The 19,386-nt window shown below is 44.0% G+C and carries 17 protein-coding genes; 7 read left to right on the top strand and 10 right to left on the bottom strand.

Annotation, left to right across the window (positions count from 1 at the left end):
• Positions 1 to 20: 20 nt before the first annotated feature.
• Together HRQ85_RS14930 and HRQ85_RS14935 are read right to left on the bottom strand one after the other, a co-directional pair.
• A complete protein-coding gene (locus HRQ85_RS14930; RefSeq protein ID WP_172379947.1) occupies positions 21 to 551 on the bottom strand; it encodes an A24 family peptidase in 531 nt (176 codons plus the stop codon).
• Between the two features lie 173 nt (positions 552 to 724).
• A complete protein-coding gene (locus HRQ85_RS14935; RefSeq protein ID WP_122082189.1) occupies positions 725 to 907 on the bottom strand; it encodes a Flp family type IVb pilin in 183 nt (60 codons plus the stop codon).
• Positions 908 to 1,101: 194 nt separating this feature from the next.
• On the opposite strand from HRQ85_RS14935, the gene HRQ85_RS14940 reads away from it, so the two are divergent.
• The 3 genes from HRQ85_RS14940 to HRQ85_RS14950 all read left to right on the top strand — a co-directional run bounded on the left by HRQ85_RS14940 (position 1,102) and on the right by HRQ85_RS14950 (position 4,872).
• Complete coding sequence (locus tag HRQ85_RS14940) at positions 1,102 to 1,845, top strand: helix-turn-helix domain-containing protein (protein ID WP_172379948.1); 744 nt, start codon at positions 1,102 to 1,104, stop codon at positions 1,843 to 1,845.
• A 93-nt stretch (positions 1,846 to 1,938) separates the two neighbouring features.
• Complete coding sequence (locus tag HRQ85_RS14945; protein ID WP_172379949.1) at positions 1,939 to 3,627, top strand: AMP-binding protein; 1,689 nt, start codon at positions 1,939 to 1,941, stop codon at positions 3,625 to 3,627.
• A 339-nt stretch (positions 3,628 to 3,966) separates the two neighbouring features.
• Positions 3,967 to 4,872: a LysR substrate-binding domain-containing protein gene (locus HRQ85_RS14950; RefSeq protein WP_172379950.1), complete on the top strand. Its 906-nt coding sequence runs from the start codon at positions 3,967 to 3,969 to the stop codon at positions 4,870 to 4,872.
• 147 nt (positions 4,873 to 5,019) lie between these two features.
• Here HRQ85_RS14950 and HRQ85_RS14955 read toward each other — a convergent pair whose 3' ends face one another.
• A complete protein-coding gene (locus HRQ85_RS14955) occupies positions 5,020 to 5,226 on the bottom strand; it encodes a DUF1127 domain-containing protein (protein WP_172379951.1) in 207 nt (68 codons plus the stop codon).
• Positions 5,227 to 5,329: 103 nt separating this feature from the next.
• On the opposite strand from HRQ85_RS14955, the gene HRQ85_RS14960 reads away from it, so the two are divergent.
• Together HRQ85_RS14960 and HRQ85_RS14965 are read left to right on the top strand one after the other, a co-directional pair.
• On the top strand, positions 5,330 to 6,280 hold the full coding sequence (locus tag HRQ85_RS14960; protein WP_172379952.1) for a LysR substrate-binding domain-containing protein: 951 nt from the start codon (positions 5,330 to 5,332) through the stop codon (positions 6,278 to 6,280).
• Positions 6,281 to 6,325: 45 nt separating this feature from the next.
• Entirely contained in the window at positions 6,326 to 6,538 is a 213-nt protein-coding gene (locus tag HRQ85_RS14965; protein WP_012604684.1) for a VF530 family protein, read from the top strand.
• A gap of 201 nt (positions 6,539 to 6,739) precedes the next feature.
• Here the strand turns inward: HRQ85_RS14965 and fusA are convergent, their stop codons facing one another.
• The gene (gene fusA, locus HRQ85_RS14970) at positions 6,740 to 8,827 is read right to left on the bottom strand and encodes an elongation factor G (RefSeq protein WP_048612295.1); all 2,088 of its coding nucleotides are present in this window, start codon (positions 8,825 to 8,827) and stop codon (positions 6,740 to 6,742) included.
• 235 nt (positions 8,828 to 9,062) lie between these two features.
• Complete coding sequence (gene radA / locus HRQ85_RS14975) at positions 9,063 to 10,442, bottom strand: DNA repair protein RadA (RefSeq protein WP_017058826.1); 1,380 nt, start codon at positions 10,440 to 10,442, stop codon at positions 9,063 to 9,065.
• A 161-nt stretch (positions 10,443 to 10,603) separates the two neighbouring features.
• Here radA and HRQ85_RS14980 point away from each other — a divergent pair, with 161 nt between their 5' ends.
• Positions 10,604 to 12,949, top strand: a complete 2,346-nt coding sequence (locus HRQ85_RS14980; protein ID WP_050649684.1) for a PilZ domain-containing protein — start codon at positions 10,604 to 10,606, stop codon at positions 12,947 to 12,949.
• Positions 12,950 to 13,071: 122 nt separating this feature from the next.
• On the opposite strand, the gene serB is transcribed toward HRQ85_RS14980, so the two are convergent.
• Positions 13,072 to 14,052: a phosphoserine phosphatase gene (serB, locus tag HRQ85_RS14985; RefSeq protein ID WP_017058828.1), complete on the bottom strand. Its 981-nt coding sequence runs from the start codon at positions 14,050 to 14,052 to the stop codon at positions 13,072 to 13,074.
• Between the two features lie 109 nt (positions 14,053 to 14,161).
• Here serB and HRQ85_RS14990 point away from each other — a divergent pair, with 109 nt between their 5' ends.
• Complete coding sequence (locus tag HRQ85_RS14990) at positions 14,162 to 14,773, top strand: YtjB family periplasmic protein (protein WP_076655999.1); 612 nt, start codon at positions 14,162 to 14,164, stop codon at positions 14,771 to 14,773.
• A gap of 129 nt (positions 14,774 to 14,902) precedes the next feature.
• On the opposite strand, the gene deoD is transcribed toward HRQ85_RS14990, so the two are convergent.
• From deoD to deoC, 4 genes are all read right to left on the bottom strand, one after another.
• Entirely contained in the window at positions 14,903 to 15,622 is a 720-nt protein-coding gene (deoD, locus tag HRQ85_RS14995; RefSeq protein ID WP_017063285.1) for a purine-nucleoside phosphorylase, read from the bottom strand.
• Positions 15,623 to 15,687: 65 nt separating this feature from the next.
• Entirely contained in the window at positions 15,688 to 16,908 is a 1,221-nt protein-coding gene (locus tag HRQ85_RS15000; protein ID WP_172379953.1) for a phosphopentomutase, read from the bottom strand.
• Between the two features lie 76 nt (positions 16,909 to 16,984).
• Positions 16,985 to 18,313, bottom strand: coding sequence for a thymidine phosphorylase (gene deoA / locus HRQ85_RS15005; RefSeq protein ID WP_172379954.1), 1,329 nt, complete (start codon positions 18,311 to 18,313; stop codon positions 16,985 to 16,987).
• A 221-nt stretch (positions 18,314 to 18,534) separates the two neighbouring features.
• Positions 18,535 to 19,311, bottom strand: a complete 777-nt coding sequence (deoC, locus tag HRQ85_RS15010; RefSeq protein WP_048605645.1) for a deoxyribose-phosphate aldolase — start codon at positions 19,309 to 19,311, stop codon at positions 18,535 to 18,537.
• Positions 19,312 to 19,386: the final 75 nt, after the last annotated feature.

Below are 19,386 nucleotides of genomic sequence, written 5' to 3' on the forward strand. Positions count from 1 at the left end.
AAAGCTAACCAACAACAGGTTTAAGTAAAGTAGCTATACATCGCCAATCCCATAACAACAGAGGGTGCAAAAGGCATCGTCACCTTATTTGAATACCTAGCATGAAAACTCGCACTTTTATCTATTACAGGGGCGACTCCACCAAGCGCGATCAACTTGTTTTCAAAATAACCTTTAACAGTGAAATTACTCGAATTGGCAAAGTTATATAGCAGGTAGAAAGTCCCGATAACTCCAGCAGAAAGTAAGATAAAGTACGACGCATCAAGTAATTGTCCCCACCCGAGATACATACCCACAATACCTAATAGCTTCACATCTCCTGCTGACATAGCTCTTACGAAATATAAGAGTAATCCAAAACAAAAAAGCACCAAGAATCCAACTAAGGACATTAAAAAAACATCAAAGGTGTAATTGCGGTTAAACATTGACAAAAAGTACACGAACAAAAACAGTATCAATATTTTGTTTGGTATACGATGTTTCTCAACATCGTATACCGAAACTGCAATTAACAACGCCCAAAAAACTGAAGGCTCATTAATCATAAATAAAATTCACACACTCGATATGATACTCTGGAATTTACTAAGTAAGGCCGCTGCCATCCCAGAAAAAACGAATCCAACAGCGAGAACAAGTGAGGCAGCACCGATCACATACTCAATAGTTGTAAGTCCTTTTTGTTGTCCAATCCTTTTCTTATCCATGACGCTATGAACTACGAGGTAGTGCCGACATTGGCAACGATAGTATTCAATTTGGTTGCTAAAGTGCTGCCCAAACCAGAAAATACGGTTGTCAAACCTAATACCAATAAAGCTGCACCGATTACATACTCGATTACAGTCAACCCTTCTTCATCTTTCATGAATTCTTTACAATTATTCAAAAACTTATCCATGATAACCTCTCCTTGATTTACGTATCAGGCTTTGTTTACCTGTAAACTAAATCTAGAGGTGAGAGATATATTAGGTTAGGATTTTCTTGCCATTTACTTGCACTTTTTTGTGGTACTTCTAATCTAATTATTATGCATCTTAATTTATCTATTTTTAAACGCTAATTTTAATATGAAATAGAGTTGGTATTTATATGAAAGTAGTAACACCTTTATTATCAGATAAAGACAGTGAATTTAATTCTGTTATTATCAATAAAATAAATCACTACTTCCCCATTGAAAATTATAAGCAAGATATATCTATAATCAGTAACTTAGATGTCAGACTGGTATTTTTTATCTTGAATAGACCGGATAAACTTCAACTACTTACAATGGCATTATCTATTTGTAAAAACTTGAACAAGCGAATAGTCATTATTTGCTCGGACCAGTTACCTAATATCGTTCGAAATCATAAGAATATATTTTTCATTATCGAAACAAACAGTAATCATCTGACCAGTACATTCGAAGAACTTAAGCGTAAAACACAGCATATCTTCGAACCTCACTTCGATTTCGACAGAGACATAAATAACAACAATCAACTGCCTGCCAAATTGTTTACTTCTGAGGTTGTTAACTATGTGATGGATAACATAAACAAAGAAATCAGAGAAACGGAGATCGCCGAGAAGTGCCATTGTTCAACAACCTACTTTTCGAAAAAGTTTCATCTACACTTTGGGGTAAGCTTTAGAGACTTTGTTTGTGATAAAAGAGTTCTACTAGCTAAAAAATTGATTGAGGCGGATACCAAGTCAAAAATTGCTGTAATTGCCTATCAATGTGGATACAAGGATGTGTCGTATTTTTCGAGAATTTTTAAGAAAAGGACAGGTGTAACCCCAGCAAGTTACAGGCGTGCCTGCACAGATAACAGAAAACGCTAATTTTACTCCCTAAAAGAAAAAATCATGGTACATTTAACATGATTTTAACAAAAATAACCAAAAATAACTTAGCGAAAAACATGGAGTTAGACAATGATTCAGCCTAACGAGTTTAGCCAAGAACAAGCAACAGCTCTCCCTACACCCAATGATATGATTTTAAAATGGGCAGAAGAACGCCCAGATGAAGTCTATTTGAAACAGATTATTAACCGCCAATTTGTCGAATTTACTTATAAAGAAGTAGCCGACAAAGCACTGAAACTGGCGTCAGCACTAGAAGGACTCGGAGCCCAACCTGGCGATCGAGTCGCTCTCGTATCGAAAAACTGTGCAGAGTGGTTCATCTGCGATCTTGCCATGATGTTAGGAGATTTTGTCAGCGTCCCAATCTTTCCTACAGCGGGTGCAGATACCATTCAATACTGTATTGAACACAGTGAAAGTAAAATTGTGATTGCGGGTAAGCTTGACGATCCTAAAGCCACTCAAAAAGTACTTGATGACAATCCAAGCTTGGTGAGCATTTCACTGCCATACGACAGCGCAGCGAAGTGCCAACACACTTTCGAACAGCTCATTGATACACATGAACCATCAACCAAACGCCCTCAGCATCACGACGATAAGCTGATGTCACTTGTTTATACATCGGGTACATCAGGGTTACCAAAAGGCGCAATGCTCACCTACGGCGCGTTTACTTGGTCTGTTCAAAGGTTGATTGACCATATTGGAATCCAACCTGGCGACCGCCTGTTTTCTTACCTACCGCTTGCTCATATTACAGAACGCGTTTACATCTTTGGTTCTTCAGTAATGGGGGGCGTGGTTACGGCTTTCCCTGAATCTTTAGACACCTTTATTGATGATGTGAAAATGCATCGCCCTACACTGTTTATTTCAGTTCCTCGCTTATGGACTCTGTTCCAGCAGCGAATCCAAGATAAATTGCCACAGAAGAAACTGAACTTCTTGCTGAAGATTCCGTTTATCAACAACATCATTAAGAAGAAGCTTGCTGATGGCTTAGGGTTAGACCAAGCTCGCGTTCTTGGATGTGGTTCTGCACCTGTATCACCCGCTCTACTCGCATGGTATGAGAATGTTGGCCTGCACATTACCGAGGCATGGGGCATGACAGAGTCTTTCGCCTACAGCACGCTCAACTACCCATTCAGAGCCGATAAGATCGGTACGGTTGGTAATGCAGGCCCAGGGATCGAACTCAAAATAGCGGAAGACGAAGAAATTCTAGTTCGAGGCAAAGGCTTGTTCTCTGGTTACTACAAGAATGATATTGCAACCCAAGAGTCTTTTAACTCCGATGGCTGGCTACATACTGGTGATATCGGCGATATCGACAGCGAAGGTTACCTAACGATTCGTGGACGTAAGAAAGACACCTTTAAAACCGCTAAAGGTAAGTTTGTTGCCCCTGTACCAATCGAAAACAAACTGTTTGAGTACAGCCGCGTAGAAATGATGTGTTTGATAGGGCTTGGCCTACCAGGTCCAATCCTACTTGTGGTACCGCATGACTTCCCTAATTTCGATAGAGCTCGCTATGAGAAAACGACAAAGCGCGTTATCGAGAAAATGAACGAGCAGCTCGGTTCACACGAGAAGATCAAAGGTGTATTGATGATTAAGGAACCATGGAGCATTGAGAATGGCGTGTTAACCCCTACTCTCAAAATCAAGCGACATATCCTGGAGCAGAAATACCATGAAGTTGGTCATAACTGGCCGAAAGATAAATTGGTGGTTTGGGAAGAATAATCAAAATCGAGAGGGAGCCATTATGGCTCCTTTTTTTGTAAGCTCACATTATAAGTACTTAGTATAATCCGCGGCATCACTACTCTCGTAATCTAAGCCGACATCCTTTCTCATTCGATGACTTAACGATTCCAAGCAAACAACTTGTCTAGATTTAGTCGGCTTCCTCACCTTAGTATTATCATTGATTTTAAGTACCTGAGTAACAAATATACCGACCCAGCAGGTTATTGCTTTCATGTTCTCTCTCTTGTATTCCCTGTTTATTTATCGCTATTATGAAAACAACCTGTTCGATAATCGAACAACCATTATTAACAAGGACTATAAGCTGAGATTATGGACAATAGACTGCGTCACCTTTCAGGTCTCCGTTACTTTGAAGTTGCGGGTCGCTTGAGCAATTACAGCAAAGCGGCTGAAGAGCTGTTCGTCACTCAAGCAGCCGTCAGCCAGAAGATTCGACAGTTAGAAGAACAGATTGGATGTAAGCTCTTTATTCGTAAGGGGCGTGCAATGACTTTGACGCATGAAGGGCACACACTTTTTAGACATGTCTCTGATGGATTTCAAGAGGTTCTGCTGGGGTTAAACAAGATCCAATCAGAACCTATTCAAGGGCTGCTTGTTGTTAGAACTCCCCCTTCTTTTGCTTCTCGTTGGTTACTGCCTAGGCTGTGGAAGTTCTCGGTAAAGCACCCAGAAATCCCAATTAAGGTGCTAACAGGGTCTGATACCCCAAATTTAAAACATGGCGAGATTGATGTGGCTATTCTGCAGGGCGAAGATCTATACGTTGAAGAAGGCTTGACTCTAGAGATGCTAATCAACGAACCGGTTTACCCTTTTTGTTCTCCTGAACTCGCAAACTCTTTGAACTTCACATCACCGGAACAACTCCTCAAATGTTGGCTGATTCAGTTTGATAGCGGTTGTTTCCCGTGGGAGGAATGGTTTAGGCAAGCAAACATATCGACTCAAAGCAGCGCCATTCAGTGGATGGAAGTCGGTACCTTTGATATGGGGTTAACCACGGTCATGGCGGGGCATGGGGTTTGCTTGGCAACAGACAGCTTAGCTGGTGACTTCATCGAACGCGGCTTGCTAGTGAAGCCTTTTGATATTGGCATGACACCTGGTGTTCAAGTAAACCTGTGCTTTGATCCTAACTCCCCGAGAGAAGAGCGTATTACTGCGTTCACCAATTGGTTGCATGAAGAAGTAAACGAGCTATTGGAGAATTAGATCTCACCTACTAATTACTTAAACAAGGAATAGGCTTAAATAAACCATAAACCTAACTCAACATAGAACGGTAACGTAAACCTCCCGACACCGACAAAACTATGTTGAGTTAAAGCAACGTCGAGTTAAAAGCTACGTTGCCTCGAATCACTCCCAAAATGACTTCTTCAGTTCTTTCTCGACTTGTTCCGACGTAATCCCGACATCTCTCAGTAAATAATCGGGTAGCTCAGACAGCTGCTTTCTGGTTCTACGATTTTGAAAGTACAGGCCTAATTTAGAATAGAATTTCTTAATTGATAATGATGACAAAAATGAATGGTTGGCATTTGTTGTTGCTGTGATCGTATTCATAGCCTTTCTCCTGTTGATCTTTTGCTTTGCTATGGTTAATAATCGACCAACAGAGCAACATCGACAAACGATAGATACTGGCATTCAGTTAAGGAAAACTAATGTGAGAGAACGAACCCCACCATTCCAAGGGATCTATTACTTTTACACGGCTGCAGAAACAGGCAGTTTTAAACTCGCAGCAGAAAAGCTATTTGTCACGGCAGCTGCCGTCAGCCAACAAATTCGCCAACTTGAAGAGTGGTTAGGCGCAGATCTGTTTATTCGCCAGCACCGAAAAATAGTATTAACCCATGAAGGAGAAGTACTTTACCTGCAAGCGAAGAAAGGATTTGCTCATATTCAAGATGGGGTGAGACGAATCAACCAAGATCCTACCCCCACTCAGCTGTCGATCTCTACCGTGCCTTCCTTTGCTCAGCATTGGCTCGTACCGAGAATAGGCGACTTTCGCGATCGCCACCCTGATCTATCCATGTTAATTGAGCCGACCAATAAGCTAGTCACATTTGAAGATTCTAATGTCGATATCTGCGTTCGATATGGTCATGGAGATTACCCAAACATCGAATCACGCTGGTTGATGGACGAGGTCATTTACCCGGTTTGCCACCCTATCTATCAAGAGAAACATGGTATCTATGACATCGACGATCTGCATAAAGCTGAACTGATTGAAGACCGTTGGCCTGATATGGATTGGAATCTCTGGTTACAAGTCGCAGGGGTAAAAGCTGGCCGCACATCATTGCAATTTGATGGCTCTCATTTTGTGTTAGAAGGTGCACTATCCGTTCAAGGTGTCGCGCTTGTTAAGCACAGCTTGGTATACCGTTATTTACAAGAAAAGAAATTGGTGCGAATCGGAAACATCGCGCTGAAGCCTAAATACAATTATTTTTTGTGCGCGCCTCCGGGTTACTTTCATCGAGAAAAGATAAAACGTTTCGAAGAATGGATGCAGGCTCAGGTTAGATTATTTGGTAATACAGGTAGAGAAGAGCTTTCGATTATCCACACCAATTACGAACTCAAATGGTCAGATAATTCATAAAGCGAAACTGGTATACTTAGCTCAAATAAATGGCGAGAACATCTCATGACACAAGACAATAATCCACTTCACGGTATCACTCTACAGAAGCTACTGACTGAATTGGTTGAACATTACGGTTGGGAAGAGTTGAGTTACATGGTGAACATCAACTGCTTTAAAAAAGACCCGAGCATTAAATCGAGCTTAAAGTTTTTGCGTAAAACAGATTGGGCACGTACCAAGGTAGAGCAGATTTACATCGACTTAAAGCGTTAGTCTCTCCCTACTTTATCTGTCCCGTGTTGATTAAATACGGGACACCCCCTGTGTCTACTTTTTAGGGGCCATATCAATCTCGCATCTCGCATCTCGCATCTCGCATCTCGCATCTCGCATCTCGCAGTATGTTACAAGCAATAAAAAGCCCCGCAAGCTTTCACTTGCGGGGCTTTTTTAGCTAATTGAGAAAAGGGCTAATTACTTACCAGCTTCTTTTTCTGCTTTAACTTTTGCAATCACTTCGTCAGCAACGTTAGTTGGACATGGTGCGTATTGTGCGAATTCCATAGAGAATTGGCCACGACCAGAAGTGATAGTACGTAGGTGACCGATGTAGCCGAACATCTCAGAAAGAGGTACGTCAGCTTTAATACGAACACCAGTAACGCCAGCTTGTTGATCTTTGATCATGCCACGACGACGGTTAAGGTCACCGATAACATCACCAACGTGATCGTCTGGAGTGAACACGTCAACGTTCATGATAGGCTCAAGAAGTTGCGCGCCAGCTTTAGGCATAGATTGACGGAATGCACCTTTCGCTGCGATTTCAAATGCGATTGCAGATGAATCGACTGCGTGGAAACCACCATCGAAAAGTTCAACTTCAACGTCTAGAGTTGGGAAGCCAGCTAGTACGCCGTTTTCCATCATAGATGCGAAGCCTTTCTCAACTGCAGGCCAGAATTCTTTAGGAACGTTACCGCCCACAACTACAGAGTTGAACTTGAAGCCAGAACCTGCTTCGCCTGGTTTGATACGGTAATCGATCTTACCGAATTGACCAGAACCACCAGATTGCTTCTTGTGCGTGTAGCTATCTTCAATTGCTTGAGTGATAGTTTCACGGTAAGCAACTTGAGGAGCACCTACAGTTAGGTCAACGCCGTATGTACGCTTAAGGATATCTACCTTGATGTCTAGGTGAAGTTCACCCATACCTTTCAGGATAGTTTCGCCAGTCTCTTCGTCAGTCTCAACTTGGAAAGATGGATCTTCTGCAACCATTTTACCGATCGCGATACCCATTTTCTCAGAACCGCCTTTATCTTTTGGAGATACAGCGATTGAGATTACTGGAGTTGGGAATACCATTGGCTCAAGCGTTACTTGGTGCTTAGGATCACATAGAGTGTGACCAGTTTGCACGTTCTTCATACCAACGATCGCAATGATGTCACCAGCTTGTGCGCTAGTTAGTTCGTTACGGTCATCAGCTTGCATCTCAACCATACGGCCAACACGTTCTGTTTTGCCAGTGAATGAGTTAAGAATCGTGTCACCTTTGTTCAGTTTACCAGAGTAAATACGAACGAAAGTTAGAGCACCAAAACGGTCATCCATGATTTTGAATGCAAGCGCTTTGAAAGTTTCATCTGTAGAAACGATAGCGTGTTCGCCAGTTTCTTCGCCGTTCTCGTCCATTAGAGGTTGAGGATCAACTTCAGTTGGAGAAGGTAGGTAATCTACAACAGCGTCAAGAACGATTTGTACGCCCTTGTTCTTGAATGCAGAACCACAGAAAGTTGGGAAGAACGCTAGGTCACGAGTACCTTTACGGATACAACGCTTGATGTCTTCGATAGAAGGCTCTTCACCTTCCATGTAAGCTTCCATTAGGTCATCGTCTTGCTCTACAGCAGTTTCGATTAGCTCTTCACGGTATTGCTCAACGTCATCTACCATGTCCGCAGGAACATCTAGAATTTCGTAGTTTTCAGGAAGACCAGTGTCATCCCAAACGTATGCTTTACGGCTTAGAAGGTCTACAACACCCACGAATTCATCTTCGCGGCCGATTGGTAGAACCATAACTAGAGGAGTAGCACCTAGAACGTTTTTAACTTGGTCAACAACGTTGTAGAAATCTGCACCCATACGGTCTAGTTTGTTAACGAAGATCAGACGAGATACTTCTGATTCGTTAGCGTAGCGCCAGTTAGTTTCTGATTGAGGTTCAACACCACCAGAACCACAGAATACACCGATACCGCCATCAAGTACTTTAAGAGAACGGTATACTTCAACTGTGAAGTCAACGTGTCCAGGAGTATCGATAACGTTTAGACGGTGACCGTTCCAGAAACAGCTTACAGCTGCTGATTGGATAGTAATACCGCGCTCAGCTTCCTGTTCCATGAAGTCAGTAGTTGATTCGCCATCATGTACTTCACCAGTCTTGTGGATTTGACCAGTTAGCTTAAGGATACGCTCAGTGGTAGTTGTTTTACCCGCATCAACGTGCGCGAAAATACCAATGTTTCTGTATTTCGATAAATCTGCCATTGTCTTACTCTGTTAATAGGATATAAAATGCGCGCAGAGTATATCACAATCTGTGAAGACTGATAGCTTTGCATGCATTTGGGACTAAAAAACTTTGCCTTTTTCTAACATATAGAAAAAGGCAATCTGTAGAAACAATCTAAATGATTGTTTAGTTTAGTGCTAATCTAAAGCGCAATTGGCGTTTTAAGTTAGACTGAATTTCTGCTGTATAGAGTAGCTGAAGTGAGCTCAATTACAACTCATCAAAAGCATTAATTGCTTCTGATAATTTTTTCACGCCATGGATCTGCATTCCTGGAATACCTCCCTTAGGCATGTTAGCCGCCGGTACAATCGCTTTCTTGAAGCCGTGTTTAAATGCCTCATTAAGACGCTCTTGCCCACTTGGTACCGGTCGAATCTCACCCGCTAGGCCTACTTCTCCAAATACCACCACATCTTTTGGCAATGCGCGATCTCTGAAACTTGAAAGTAGAGCCATCACCAACGCAAGATCAGCACTGGTTTCGGTTACTTTAACACCACCGACGACATTCACAAACACATCTTGGTCAGCCATTTGTAAGCCGCCGTGTTTATGCAGCACCGCTAATAACAACGAAAGCCTGTTTTGCTCTAGGCCAACGGCGACACGACGCGGGTTAGCCAGCTGGGAATAATCCACCAGCGCCTGGATTTCAACAAGCAATGGACGAGTACCTTCCCACACAACCATCACCGAACTGCCCGAGGTTTCTTCTTCACCACGAGACAAGAAAATAGCCGATGGGTTGCTGACTTCTTTTAGTCCTTGGCCTGTCATAGCAAACACGCCAAGCTCATTGACCGCACCAAAACGGTTTTTGTGGCTGCGCAGTGTTCTAAAGCGGCTATCGGTTCCGCCATCCAATAGAACAGAACAGTCAATAATGTGTTCAAGCACTTTTGGCCCGGCTAAGGTGCCGTCTTTAGTTACGTGTCCAACTAAGAACACAGCAACGTTATTCTGTTTTGCGTAGCGCGTTAATGCGGTTGCCGATTCACGAACCTGAGCAACACTGCCCGGTGAAGACTGAACATCAGCAACGTGCATAACTTGGATGGAGTCGATAACCATGATCTTTGGCTGTTCTTTTTCAGCAACCTGACAGATCTTATCTACGTTGGTTTCAGAGAGCATCTTTAGGTGCTCTTTTGGCAATCCAAGTCGAGAGGCGCGCATTGCAACCTGCTGTAAGGATTCTTCACCTGTTACATAAAGAGTCGGCAGTTGAGAAGAGAGCTGACACATGGTCTGCAATAGTAATGTTGATTTACCCGCGCCTGGGTTACCACCAATCAGGATCGCAGCCCCAGGGACAACACCACCACCGAGTACGCGATCGAGTTCTTTGAAGCCACTACTAAAGCGTGGTACTTCTTGTAGATTAATTTCAGATAATGTCTGAACGCTCGATTCTGTTACTGCACCTGCATAACCAGATAATCTTTCATTGCGCGCTACTTGAGGTGAAGCGGCTAACCTAACTTCTGTAATCGTGTTCCAAGCACCACATGCGTTGCACTGCCCCTGCCAACGTGGAAAGTCAGCACCACAGTCATTACACACATAAGCTCGTTTTGCCTTAGCCATAAAACCTCAATAATTTACTCAGTTACACAATGATGTTGTCAATTTGTGACTTATTTGACCGTACGGGTGAAAATAAACGTTGCAGTCATACCACTTATACTTAAAGATCGATTTAAACTAGTCGATAACATAAATGCACCGTCCATTCTAACAAGAAAAGTATGCAGCAATCTGAAATTCTATCTGTAGCAGAACGTCTTATCCCGGCCTACCACGCCGAAGATTTCGAATTCCTTCTTTCTCAAATGACAGAAGGCGAATCTCCGTCTCTAAAACTGCTGGTTAAAATGGAACTGAATCGTATCATGGCTCCGTGTACAAAGAGCATTGATTTACGTGGGCGCATTGATAATGAATGTCGTCAGTTCACGTTAGACGGCCGTAAGCACTGGCTCGATGACATCGCGTTAAACGCGTATCAACGTGGTACTAAAAAGTTTAAAGGTTACACAGAAGGCGCATGGGAGTTAGTAATGACTCCGCGAACTCAGCCTCTGAGCGTTGTTAAAACATCTTCTCAAGGTAACCACGACATTACTAGCGCCAATAGCCCGTATGAAGCTGAAGCTATTAACCTAGGTTACGACTTAAAGCGCCAAGAGAACAGACTCAAAATTAGCTCGCAGGTCGAGATCACCACATCGAAAGGGCAAAGCCTACACGGTGTAACGGTTGATATCTCCCCGTCGGGTGCAAAGTTCAAGGTGCCGAGCGCCTTTCGATACAACCTCGGCGAGATCATCAGCGTTAAGTTCTCAGAGCTTATCGAAAAGTCCCAAGAAAACGATATTAACCAAGCGGTTGAGTTTCGTGTTTTAGGTATCGACGAATCTTATGAGAACAACGCGGTCAAATTTCTAAGAACCATCAAGGTAAGCGACAACAATATTGTGGCTCGCTTACTCGATGAGTCTTTAAATAGCACCAGTAAGAAAACCAGCCATGAAAATCAAGATAGGGTCATTCGAACTCGTACTCGAGGAATCGAACACACCTATCTAAAGCACACTTGTAACCTTCCCCTGTTTTTCAGCGGCAGCGAACTCAAGCTTGCCCTACTGACGGATAACAACCATCCGTTATGGCAATATTGGCACGACGAGCGAAATCAACAAGCACTGGGCACCCTGTTCAACGAGCAACGTATGAACCTGTTGGCGAAACCAGGAGTGAAGGGAACCAGTAACGTTATCTACTCTTTTACCCATGAACACCAAAACAAGACCTTGTTCTATTCAATGATGCTGCCTGAAGCCTCTCGTGAACAAAGACAGCTGTTCTGGCACATTGGTGGCAAACGTAAAAGTTGGAAGGCGTTCAAGTTCTCGGTTTTCGAACTGTCAGACACAGAACGACAAGCATTAGCTAAACACTCGGATACGCTGGCTCAAAGCTCAGCTCAACTGACGCATTGCGGAATCTTGCAAGAGATCGGCGATCACGAAAGTGCGGCTGATTATCTTCTAAGTGAAAAGCCACGCATTCCAAGCAGTGAATTAAACCGCTTCCGTCACCCGCGTACTGTCGTCGGTAATATTCAAAGCATCTACTTTGACTCTCAGACTCGTCGTAAAGAGCCGAGATACCAATTTAAGTCACCGTTGCAACTTACATCACAAGATGGCGCAGCGGCGAACGGACACACCTTAGATATCTCGAAACGTGGACTGAGCATTAGCCTTGAACACCCAATGGTACTCAAGATTAATGATCCGGTATTAGTGAACTTCAATGAACTGCAGCTCTATGACAAGAACCTGCCACTGAGCACTGTGCCTTACCACGTGATCCGAGTGAGCCCGAATGGCCGTAACGTGCAGTTGGTTATTGCTGAGAACGCCAAGACAATGCGTACCATCGCTTTTCTTAATGGGCTTATCGATCAAAACCAAAGTAAGCTGATTAAGAAGCAAGAGATACTGCCAACGCATTCGCTACTCGAATCTCTGCACAACATTTTGTTGAGCAAGATGGTCAGTAACCCAATATTCATTGATAAGCCAAGTTCAACGCTGCGCTGTAAGATCATTGGTGTGAATTTCCCACTGAATAAGCATCTAACGTTACTTGCTAAACTTGGTCACAACCAAAAGTTCTCACTGGAGCCAATCTTCAAGGGTCACACCAACTCACTGTTGGCTGAGCCACTAAAAAGAATTGAAGGTGCAGAACCGAAGCATCATGACGTGTACATTGCTGCGGTAAAGTTTGGCGACAAGATCCAATCGGTACACACCAAATTGGTCAAAGACTTCGCCTCAGCAAAGGAACGCATCTTATTCATCAAGAAAGCGCAGCACTTAGGTGACGTGTATGTATTGCGAGTCACCACGGCACCTATCTTTAATCCGCTAACGAGTTTATTCCAGTCTGATTTAGAAGAGCTTTCACGCATCAGTATGCATCAAGCTAAGAAACTAGAGAATGAAGTGACGGCGTTTATCGGTTATGGCGAGATAGAAGACATTACCGATGAAGTGCTGATTCGATTGGAGCTAACACGCTAACTTCGAGTGGCGTCTTAACTTAAGCATGAAAATAGAAAAAGCAGGCTGATAGCCTGCTTTTTTTGTGTCTGAGCCACTATAGCTAAATAAGATACATAGCCAATAGCACTTAGGTAGAACCCCTAAGGTTTCGCTTGCCAGCTGATCTTCTGCTGCTTAGCCAATACACCCGACAAGATGCACAGCACCCCACCTAAACCTGCGTAACGCACAGCGGTTTGAGCTTGCTGCTCTACTTTTGGTTTTGCGTGGTAGGCAATGCCTAACCCTGCAGAACCCATCATCACCAAGTCATTGGCACCATCACCAACGGCAACGGTATTGTGCAGTTCCAATTCGTACTCTTCAGCCAACTCTACCAAGATATCCGCTTTGGTCTGCGCCGAAACAACATCACCTAAGACTTCACCCGTCAACTTACCATTGACGATCTCAAGCGTGTTTGACTGAGCGTGGTCAAGATCAAGGGTATCTTTCAGGTAGTCAGAGAAGTAAGTAAAACCGCCTGATGCAATCGCTGTTTTCCAGCCAAGCTTATTCAGAGTATTCACCAGCCCGACCAAATCTGGCATGAATGGCAATGACTGACGCACTTGCTCTAATATCGACTCATCCGCACCTTTCAGTGCTCCTACTCGTTGGCGCAGGCTCTGTTCAAAGTCGAGCTCGCCTTGCATTGCTCTTTCTGTGATTTCAGAGACTAACTCTCCCACTCCAGCTAGCTTAGCAATCTCATCAATGCATTCAATTTGAATCGCTGTGGAATCCATATCCATCACGATCAAACCTGGCTTAGATAAGTCTGGGACCTCGCTAAGGCAAGCATAATCAAGCTTTAGCGCTTGGAGGATTTCTTCGTGTGCTGGCGTTAGATTGCCTGACATCAAAGCCACTTCATAATGCCCAACCTTCCACGTATCGAGGATGGTGTTGTAAGTGCCAGTGAAAAAGTCGATGTCATCGAAAGATTGTGGAGATAAGTACTCACCAAACACAATCCAATTGGCTTTGGATTTAGCGAGTTGAGAAGCGAAACGAGTCTCGGGGAGTCGAGTTAATAATGTCGTATGCCTTTTTATCGGCAGATATTTCTGAGCGTCCATGTGTATGATTCCTAATTAACTATGCTAAACGTTAACCTATTGCAATTTGAAAACGCAAGTCTCAATATGTCTTAATCATAACATTTGTTTATTTCAGGCTTCGTGAAACATGAATGAATCATTGTTCTCAATACGTAACGCTTTACGAATGCTAGCCCTCATTTTGTTGGCTACCATGTTCGTTGTAACGATTAAAAATACGGTCGTGATCAGTAAAGGTAACGAGAAGATCCAAGCAAAACAGTTGGAAACTCTTACCAAGCTGCTTATCTCTCAGGCATCACTTTCAGCCAGCAAGATGATCACGCAACAAGACCAAGAGCGATTGCTTGATCTGACTAACCAGCTATCTCAAGACCGACTGGTGTTCGATACCACCATCTATGATGCAGAGGGTATTCGACTGGCTTCGAGTGAAAAAGCCCTCTCGGTACGTGAGGTTCTTGGCTTAGATACGCCACTTTCAACAGCAAGTATCGGCAGACAACAATTAGTTGAACCTATTTATTCACCAGAGAAGACGATCATCGGCTTTATTCGAGTGACTTTTGAAACCGGGAAGATGACGGCGATTTCTGATCACCACTACCGAAAAAGTGATCGCTACATGATCGGTATGGTGTTGATGGGGTTTGTGAGTGGCGTGTTGTTCATCATGCTGATTCGCAGAAGACCGACTAAGTCTGGTGAGAACTTACTGTTGAAGAATGTAAGCTCATAATCACACTAGGCTGACAATAAAGACACTAGATTGAGAATAAATATCGCAATCCAATAAAAAGCCCCGACGCTCAGGCAGCAACGGGGCTTTTTGTTATCTGTTAACTTATCAAGCTAAGACAAATCAAGATTATTCTTGGTCGCCAAGCAACACAGAGTCCAGTGCGATAACCATCATGTCGTTGAAAGTCGTTTGACGTTCATCTGATGTCGTTTGCTCACCAGTCTTGATGTGGTCAGAAACAGTACAGATCGTTAGAGCTTTTGCGCCGTATTCAGCACATACACCATAGATGCCAGCTGCTTCCATCTCTACGCCAACAATGCCGTATTTGTCCATTACTTCGAACATCTCTGGATCTGGCGTGTAGAACAACTCAGCCGAGAACAGGTTACCGACTTTTACGCCGACACCGAGAGCTTTGGCTGCATCTTCTGCCGCGCGCACCATTTTGTAATCCGCAATAGCCGCAAAGTCATGATCTTTAAAGCGAATACGGTTCACTTTAGAGTCAGTACATGCGCCCATGCCGATCACCACATCACGCACTTTGATATCTTCGCTCACTGCACCACAACTACCCACACGAATGATCTTCTTCACACCAAAGTCTTTGATCAGCTCAGTCGCGTAAATAGAACAAGATGGAATGCCCATACCGTGGCCCATTACCGAAACCTTACGACCTTTGTAAGTACCGGTGTAACCAAACATGTTGCGAACGTCGCACACTTGAACCACTTCTTCTAAGAAGGTTTCAGCGATGTATTTAGCACGTAGCGGGTCGCCTGGCATTAAAACTACGTCAGCGAAATCACCCATTTCAGCATTAATATGTGGAGTAGCCATTGAAAATATCCTTAATCTCAAAACAAAAAAAGAAGAGAGAGGTTTCCCTCTCTCTTCGTTAACTATTATAGAAAGCTTGTACCGTGTTCCATTGGCGATGTACCAAAGTAAGACGCTAAGCTTTGACCGATATCAGCGAACGTATCGCGACGGCCTAAAGAACCGGCTGGAACCTTCTGACCGTAAACAATCACAGGGATGTGCTCACGAGTATGGTCTGTACCTGGCCATGTAGGATCACAACCGTGGTCAGCCGTTAGGATAAGCACATCATCTTCTTTCATCATATCGATGATTTCATTGATACGACCATCGAAGTACTCAAGTGCCGCTGCGTAACCAGCAACATCACGGCGGTGGCCGTAAGCTGAGTCGAAATCAACGAAGTTAGTGAACACGATAGTGTTGTCGCCTGCTTCATTGATCGCTTCTTTGGTTGCTTCAAATAGCGCAGGGATACCTGTTGCTTTAGTTTTCTGCGTGATACCACAACCCGCATAGATATCAGAGATCTTACCGATTGAATGAACGTTACCGCCCTTCTCATCAACCAACTTCTGAAGAATGGTAGCTGCAGGTGGCTCAACAGAAAGGTCACGACGGTTACCAGTACGTTCGAATTGACCTTTGCCCGGGCCAATGAACGGACGAGCGATAACACGACCAATGTTGTAATCTTCTAGCTCTTCACGAGCAATCTGACAAAGGTCTAATAGATTTTGCAGGCCGAATGTCTCTTCGTGACAAGCGATCTGGAAAACAGAGTCTGCAGAAGTATAGAAGATAGGCAAGCCAGTCTTCATGTGCTCTTCACCTAGGTTATCTAGGATCTCTGTGCCAGATGAGTGGCAGTTACCTAAGAAACCAGACAGGCCTGCACGCTCAAGGATGCGGTCAGTCAGCTCTTTTGGAAAGCTGTTCTCTTTGTCGGTGAAGTAGCCCCAGTCAAACAGTACAGGAACACCGGCGATTTCCCAGTGACCTGATGGCGTGTCTTTGCCAGAAGACAGCTCAGCAGCGTGACCGTAAGCGCCAATGATCTCAGCGTCTGCGTCCATACCAGGAGCAAAACGACCTGTAGACTCTTTGTGAGCCATCGCTAGACCTAGCTTAGACAGGTTTGGCAGTGTCAGTGAACCTTTACGATCTGCATTGTCTGCAAGACCTTGGTCACAATGATCTGCGATGTGGCCCATAGTGTCAGAACCTACATCACCAAATTTGTCTGCATCCGCTGTTTCACCGATACCGAATGAATCTAAAACTAAAATAAATGCTCTTTTCATTTTCTTCACCAACTTATTGCTCTTTGCACCAGAACTCTGTTTATCGGTATACGCGAGGCATACCGATATCTGTTATTTACACGTCTTCAGAACGAATCTGACGGTAAACGTCTGGCGTTGCTGTATATTCTCCGCCCACAGTGATTGCATTTTGTAATGCAGTTGCAGCTTCTTGCCACTGTTGTTCGTTGCGAGCATGAATCATTGCTAATGGCTTATCTTCACTTGCTACTTCACCTAGGCGAATGAAGTGATCAAAACCGACTGTGTAATCAATGCTGTCCGTTGCTACGCGGCGACCACCGCCCATACCAACTACAGCCATACCAATTGCACGAGTATCCATTGCTGATACCACACCGCTTTCTAGCGCGTACACTGGCTTAACAATTTCTGCTTTTTCTAGGTAGTTATCGTAGTTCGTTACGAAGTCTGCTGGACCACCAAGGCCCGCTACCATCTTACCGAAGCACTCTGCTGCTTTACCGTTATCCAGTACTGCCATCAGTTTGTCGCGCGCTTCGTCTGAATCTTTAGCTAGTTTACCCAGCACCAACATTTCAGCACACGATGCTAGAGTGATCTCTAACAAGCGAGGGTTACGATATTCGCCTGTTAAGAACTGAACCGCTTCACGCACTTCTACTGCGTTACCCGCTGAAGAAGCCAGTACTTGGTTCATGTCCGTTAGGATTGCCGTTGTTTTCGTGCCCGCACCGTTTGCTACTGCAACGATAGATTTCGCTAGCTCTTCAGATGCTTCGTAAGTCGGCATGAATGCGCCTGAACCTACTTTTACATCCATCACTAGAGAATCAAGGCCCGCAGCCAGTTTCTTAGATAGGATTGAAGCCGTGATCAGCGAGATGTTATCGACTGTTGCTGTGATATCACGAGTTGCGTAAACACGCTTGTCAGCAGGAGCTAGATCGCCTGTTTGACCGATGATAGCCACGCCAGCATCTTTCGTTACTTCACCGAACACATCGTTGGTTGGTGTAATGTTGTAACCCGGAATAGATTCCAGCTTATCTAGCGTGCCGCCAGTGTGGCCTAAACCACGACCAGAGATCATTGGAACGAAACCGCCACATGCTGCCACCATTGGGCCAAGCATCAGAGAAGTAACGTCGCCAACACCACCAGTAGAGTGTTTATCAACGATTGGGCCATCAAAATTCATGTGGCTCCAGTCAATCACCATGCCTGAATCACGCATTGCACACGTTAGTGCGATACGTTCTGGCATCGTCATTTCATTAAAAAAGATAGCCATTGCGAATGCTGCAATTTGGCCTTCAGAAACCGTGTTTTTAGCCACACCTTGAATGAAGAAGTTAATTTCTTCAGCTGTTAGGACTTCACCGTCACGTTTTCTGCGAATAATTTCTTGAGGTAGATACATTAGTGCCTCCCAAACTCTAGTGAGTATGGTTTGTAGGGAAAGAGGTAATATGGAGTGACTTAACGCCACTCCATCAAACAGACTAAATATTGTTACACCCTATATAGTTGGCGTTGCAGCTAGGCGGGCAGCAAGTTCATTCCTATGAGCATAGAAGCTCTATGTGATTAGGCGGAACTTGCGCAGGCAACAACGCTGCTACGTCAAATATGACGGGTAAATTAGTATGCTGCTGGATCAGCAGTCTGGTCTGTCACTTCTAATGTATTAAGAAGGTTAGTTAGTAGGCTTGAAGCACCAAAACGGTAGTGCATGTTGTCTGCCCACTCAGCGCCTAGTAGCTCATCAGCCATTGCTAGGTATAGTGCTGCATCTTCAGCAGTACGTACGCCACCAGCTGGTTTGAAACCAACTGTTTTAGCAACGCCCATGTCACGAATAACTTCAAGCATCATGCGCGCGAACTCTGGAGTCGCGTTTACTGGCACTTTACCTGTTGAAGTTTTGATGAAGTCTGCACCTGCTTCGATACAGATTTGAGAAGCTTTCTTGATCAGTGCTTCTTCTTTCAGTTCACCTGTTTCGATGATCACTTTAAGCGTGATGTCACCACAAGCTGCTTTACACTGTTTAACTAGCTCAAAGCCAACTTCTTCGTTGCCAGCAATAAGAGCACGGTATGGGAATACTACGTCAACTTCGTCTGCGCCGTACGCTACCGCTGCTTTTGTTTCTGCAACAGCAATTTCGATGTCGTCATTACCATGAGGGAAGTTAGTTACAGTCGCAATGCGTACTTCTGGAGTACCTTGCTCACGCAACGCTTTCTTAGCTGCTGGGATAAAGCGAGGGTAAATACAGATTGCAGCGGTGTTGCCTACTGCAGTCTTCGCGTCATGACAAAGCGCCACTACTTTTTCTGTAGTGTCATCGTCATTTAGCGTAGTTAGGTCCATAAGTTTAAGTGCACGTAGAGCTGCTGCTTTTAAATCGCTCATTTCTATCTCCGATCAATATATTCAAATAGTTAACTACTTCGCCCTCCATCCAGTATAGATGGATATTTTAGTAAT

The organism is Vibrio sp. Vb339 (genome assembly GCF_902751245.1).
Lineage (GTDB): Bacteria > Pseudomonadota > Gammaproteobacteria > Enterobacterales > Vibrionaceae > Vibrio > Vibrio coralliirubri.

Excerpts from the sequence above, each read along its gene's own strand:
- HRQ85_RS14980 (WP_050649684.1), top strand. The coding sequence starts at position 10,604 with ATGCAGCAATCTGAAATTCTATCTGTAGCAGAACGTCTTATCCCGGCC.
- HRQ85_RS14950 (WP_172379950.1), top strand. The coding sequence starts at position 3,967 with ATGGACAATAGACTGCGTCACCTTTCAGGTCTCCGTTACTTTGAAGTT.
- HRQ85_RS15000 (WP_172379953.1), bottom strand. The coding sequence starts at position 16,908 with ATGAAAAGAGCATTTATTTTAGTTTTAGATTCATTCGGTATCGGTGAA.
- HRQ85_RS14955 (WP_172379951.1), bottom strand. The coding sequence starts at position 5,226 with ATGAATACGATCACAGCAACAACAAATGCCAACCATTCATTTTTGTCA.
- radA (WP_017058826.1), bottom strand. The coding sequence starts at position 10,442 with ATGGCTAAGGCAAAACGAGCTTATGTGTGTAATGACTGTGGTGCTGAC.
- HRQ85_RS14940 (WP_172379948.1), top strand. The coding sequence starts at position 1,102 with ATGAAAGTAGTAACACCTTTATTATCAGATAAAGACAGTGAATTTAAT.
- deoC (WP_048605645.1), bottom strand. The coding sequence starts at position 19,311 with ATGAGCGATTTAAAAGCAGCAGCTCTACGTGCACTTAAACTTATGGAC.
- HRQ85_RS14945 (WP_172379949.1), top strand. The coding sequence starts at position 1,939 with ATGATTCAGCCTAACGAGTTTAGCCAAGAACAAGCAACAGCTCTCCCT.
- HRQ85_RS14965 (WP_012604684.1), top strand. The coding sequence starts at position 6,326 with ATGACACAAGACAATAATCCACTTCACGGTATCACTCTACAGAAGCTA.
- serB (WP_017058828.1), bottom strand. The coding sequence starts at position 14,052 with ATGGACGCTCAGAAATATCTGCCGATAAAAAGGCATACGACATTATTA.
- fusA (WP_048612295.1), bottom strand. The coding sequence starts at position 8,827 with ATGGCAGATTTATCGAAATACAGAAACATTGGTATTTTCGCGCACGTT.
- deoD (WP_017063285.1), bottom strand. The coding sequence starts at position 15,622 with ATGGCTACTCCACATATTAATGCTGAAATGGGTGATTTCGCTGACGTA.
- HRQ85_RS14930 (WP_172379947.1), bottom strand. The coding sequence starts at position 551 with ATGATTAATGAGCCTTCAGTTTTTTGGGCGTTGTTAATTGCAGTTTCG.
- HRQ85_RS14935 (WP_122082189.1), bottom strand. The coding sequence starts at position 907 with ATGGATAAGTTTTTGAATAATTGTAAAGAATTCATGAAAGATGAAGAA.
- HRQ85_RS14990 (WP_076655999.1), top strand. The coding sequence starts at position 14,162 with ATGAATGAATCATTGTTCTCAATACGTAACGCTTTACGAATGCTAGCC.
- deoA (WP_172379954.1), bottom strand. The coding sequence starts at position 18,313 with ATGTATCTACCTCAAGAAATTATTCGCAGAAAACGTGACGGTGAAGTC.